General features: G+C 64.3%; 4 protein-coding genes and 1 pseudogene. 2 read left to right on the top strand and 3 right to left on the bottom strand.

Annotated elements, in window-relative coordinates:
* Window positions 1–471: hypothetical protein (locus AC1D00_RS30965; protein ID WP_477013270.1), on the top strand; the 471-nt coding region annotated here is incomplete at its 5' end.
* 223 nt (window positions 472–694) lie between these two features.
* Window positions 695–1219 (top strand): PRC-barrel domain-containing protein, encoded by a 525-nt coding sequence (locus AC1D00_RS30960; RefSeq protein ID WP_135175809.1) that lies wholly within the window; start codon window positions 695–697, stop codon window positions 1217–1219.
* A gap of 229 nt (window positions 1220–1448) precedes the next feature.
* Here the strand turns inward: AC1D00_RS30960 and AC1D00_RS30955 are convergent, their stop codons facing one another.
* From AC1D00_RS30955 to AC1D00_RS30945, 3 genes and pseudogenes are all read right to left on the bottom strand, one after another.
* The gene (locus AC1D00_RS30955; protein WP_477013269.1) at window positions 1449–2660 is read right to left on the bottom strand and encodes an ABC transporter substrate-binding protein; all 1212 of its coding nucleotides are present in this window, start codon (window positions 2658–2660) and stop codon (window positions 1449–1451) included.
* A gap of 241 nt (window positions 2661–2901) precedes the next feature.
* Window positions 2902–3732 carry an ABC transporter permease gene (locus tag AC1D00_RS30950; protein ID WP_167770999.1) on the bottom strand — a complete coding sequence of 277 codons (831 nt, stop codon included), beginning with the start codon at window positions 3730–3732 and terminating at the stop codon, window positions 2902–2904.
* Window positions 3729–3866 (bottom strand): annotated as a pseudogene (locus tag AC1D00_RS30945) (ABC transporter permease); the annotation flags it as partial. The gene AC1D00_RS30950 and the pseudogene AC1D00_RS30945, both read right to left, overlap by 4 nt.

Genomic DNA, 3866 nt, shown 5'->3' with positions numbered 1-3866 from the left:
TCGTCGGACCAGTCCGCGCTCTCGACCGCGCTGACCGACATCGACACGGCGCTCCAGCAGAGCCGCTCGAGCGACCAGACGAGCGGCACGCGTCCCTCCAAGGACGACATGAAGTCGAAGATCGACGACCTCATCTCCAACGAGGTGTCGAACGGGACGCTGACCTCGGAGCAGGCCGAACAGCTCAAGGGCGTGTTTCAGTCCGCCTTCGCCAGCGGTCCCGGTGGTGCGGGCGGAGCCGGTGGTGCAGGCGGGCCGCCGCCCGGTCCGCCGCCGGACGACAGCTCTTCGGATTCGTCCTCCACGGATTCCACCAGCAGCACGTCGAGCGATTCGACGACGGCGGAGATTCTCCAGCAGTTCCTCCAGGCGCTTCAGCAATCGCAATCGTCGGCGTCGTCGTACGGTGCCAACGGCAGCTCGTCCGGCAACTCGGACTTCTCCGCACTCCTGATCGACTACAAGAGCTGACCTGAGCGACGCAGGTCGGCGCAGTCCCCGCCACGCTCGTGCTTCTCCCAGGGCGCATGATCGTCGGCGGGGAACTGTGCATCCGGAAACGTTCCTGCGTGACTTAGGAACTTTCACTGCAACGCAGCGCCACGGTTATGCGACGAAATCGCCGCAGCTGAGGAACTGCACGTGATCGGCGCTGTTTTCTCCATACGAGTTTTTGCTGAAGGAGAGGACAACAATGCTGATGAAATCAATCGCCGCCGGCCTTGCCGGCACCGCGCTGCTTGCGACCGTTGCGTTCGCGCAAAATCCGACCGCCACCACGGACAAGGCGCCGGCTGCGGCCACCACCACGACGACCACGACTGCGTCGGGTGAGTGGCGCGCGTCGAAGATGGCGGGCCTGAAGATCTACAACGACGCCAACGAGAGCATCGGCTCGATCAACGATCTGCTGATGGACAAGAGCGGCGCCATCAAGATCGCCGTGATCGGTGTCGGCGGCTTCCTCGGCATGGGCGAGCATCTGGTCGCCGTGCCCTATGACAAGTTGAAGTTCGTCAATGAGGCCGTCGCCTATACCGGCGCCGCCACAAACCCGAGCGCCAAGCCGGGTGCGACCACCACGACCGGCGCCGCGACCGGCACCGACAAGACCGCGACGACCGCGACGGTGGCGTCCAAGTGGTATCCGGACCACGCCGTGTTCAACGCGACCAAGGACGAGCTGAAGAACATGCCCGAGTTCAAGTACTCGGAGTAATGCGGTTCGCGTGACGACTTGAACGAAGCKCGCCCGGTTTTTACCGGGCGCGCTGTCATGTCATTTTTCGTCATCGTGAGATGTTGACCCTCACCCTGATGTTGACCCTCACCCTGAGGAGCCGCGCTTGCGGCGTCTCGAAGGCCGAGGCCACCAGCCGGGCCTTCATCCTTCGAGACGCTTGCTTCGCACGCTCCTCAGGATGAGGAATTGGCAGCGAGGGAAAGCCTCAGTGCGTCACCAGCGGGCAGCCGCCCTTGTCGAGCGGACGGAATGCCTCGTCGCCCGGCACGGTGGCGATCAGCTTGTAGAGGTCCCACTCGCCCTTGGACTCCKCGGGCTTCTTGACCTCGAACAGATACATGTCGTGGACCATGCGGCCGTCGACGCGGATCTTGCCGTTTTTGGCGAAGAAATCGTYGACCGGCGTTGAGCGCATCTGTGCCATCACCTTCGGCGCCTCGTCGGTCTTGATGGCGTCGATCGCCTTCAGATAGTGCATGGTCGCCGAATAGAGACCGGCCTGGATCATGGTCGGCATGTGCCYGACCTTCTCGTTGAAGCGTCTCGAGAAGGCGCGCGTCTCCTCGTTCATGTCCCAGTAGAACGCATCGGTGACGATCAGGCCCTGCGTCGCCTTGATGCCGAGCGAATGCGTGTCGGTGATCTCCTGCAGGAGCGCGATCATCTTCTGGCCGCCTTGCGTCAGGCCGAACTCGGCGGCCTGCTTCAGCGCATTGGTGGTGTCGCCGCCGGCGTTGGCCAGCGCGACCACCTTGGCCTTGGAGGCCTGGGCCTGGAGCAGGAAGGAGGAGAAGTCCGACGAGTTGAGCGGATGACGGACCTCGCCGAGCACCTTGCCGCCGCTCTCCTTGACCACGTTGGCGGCGTCGCGCTGCAGCGCCATGCCGAAGGCATAGTCGGCGGTGACGAAGAACCAGCTGTCCTCGCCGCGCTTCACCATCGCCTTGCCGGCGACGTTCGACAGCGCATAGGTATCGTAGGTCCAGTGCACCGTGTTGGGCGAGCAGGCAACGCCGGTGATGTCGGACGAGCCGCCGCCGGAATTGATGTTGATCCTGTTCTTCTCGCGCGTCAGCGCCGAGATCGGCAGCGCGACCGATGAGGTCGGCACATCGAAGATCGCGTCGACCTTGTCGTTGTCGTACCAGTTGCGGGCGATGTTGACGCCGACGTCGGGCTTGTTCTGGTGGTCGGCGGCGACGACCTGGACCGGTTTGCCGGCGACCTTGGCGCCGTAATCGGCGACCGCCATCTCGACGGCGGCGAGCGAGCCCTTGCCGGTCGCGTCCGCATAGAGGCTCGACATGTCCGTGAGCACGCCGATCTTGACGACGTCATCGGAAATCTGCGCCTGCGCGGCGCCCGACGTGGCGGCGAGGGCCAGGCCGGCCGCGACGGCGGCGAAGAGTTTTTGCATGTTGTTTCTCCCTGTGTGTTGTTGTTTGGGCGTTGTTTGCAGGGATTGTTCTAGCGACAAACGGTCGCGGCAGCTAAGCCAAAGATGCGTGAGGGGGGTGAGAAATAAGCAGGGGGATCTGTCGTCATTCCGGGGCGCGCCCCCTTGGGCGCGAGCCCGGAATCCATTCATCCACCGTCGCTGCGGCCCGATGGATTCCGGGCTCGCGCTGCGCGCGCCCCGGAATGACAGCGGACGCCTTTCAGGCGCTGCTGCCTTTGAGCCGTTCGTTGCGTCGGCGCAGGCCTTCCAGGGTGGCGAGGAGGATGACCGATACCGTCGTCAGAACCACCGCCGCTGCCGTGATGGTCGGGCTGATGTTCTCGCGGATGCCGCTGAACATCTCGCGCGGTAGGGTGCGCTGCTCCGGCCCCGCCATGAACAGCACGATCACCACCTCATCGAAGCTGGTCGCGAAGGCGAACAGCGCACCTGAGGCGAGGCCGGGCAGGATCAGCGGTAGGATCACGCGGCGGAACGCATAGAGCGGCGAGGCACCGAGCGAGGCGGCGGCGCGTGCCAGATTGGTGTCGAAGCTTTGCAGCGTCGCGCCGACCGTGATCACCACAAAGGGCGTCGCCAGCGCGGTGTGGGCCAGGATCAGGCCGAGATAACTGCCGGTCAGTCCGATCGGCGCGAAGAAGAAATACAGGCCGACCGCGGTGATGACACCGGGCACGACGACCGGCGACAGCACGAACGCCAGCACGAGCGGCTTGAACCGGCTCTTCCACTGCGCCAGCCCGAGCGCGGCCAGCGTCCCCAGCACCATCGACAGCAGGGTCGAGGCGACGCCGATGATCATGCTGTTCTTCAGCGAGTTCATCCAGCGCGGCGAATTGATGAAGTCGTCGTACCAGCGCAAGGAGAGGCCTGGCAGCGGATAGGTGAGGTACGAGCCCGAGCTGAACGACAGCGGCATGATCGCAAGGATGGGCGCGATCAGGAAGAAGAATACCAGCGTGGAGACAATGATGGTCGCGGTCCACGCGATGCGCTGGCTGGGCGTGCGGAGGGACGAATGATCGCTCAATTCTTCATTCCTCCCGTGACGTGCTGTCCCTGCACCAGCTTGCCGTAGACGAGCGCGAGCACAACGGTGGCCAGCAGCAGCACCGCACCGAGCGCCGAAGCAAGGCCCCAATTGGCCGTCTCGGTCGTGTAGAG

The organism is Bradyrhizobium sp. P2_E8 (genome assembly GCF_056403875.1).
The sequence above is the reverse complement of the archived record's forward strand: the minus strand, read 5'-3'. Positions and strand labels throughout refer to the sequence as shown.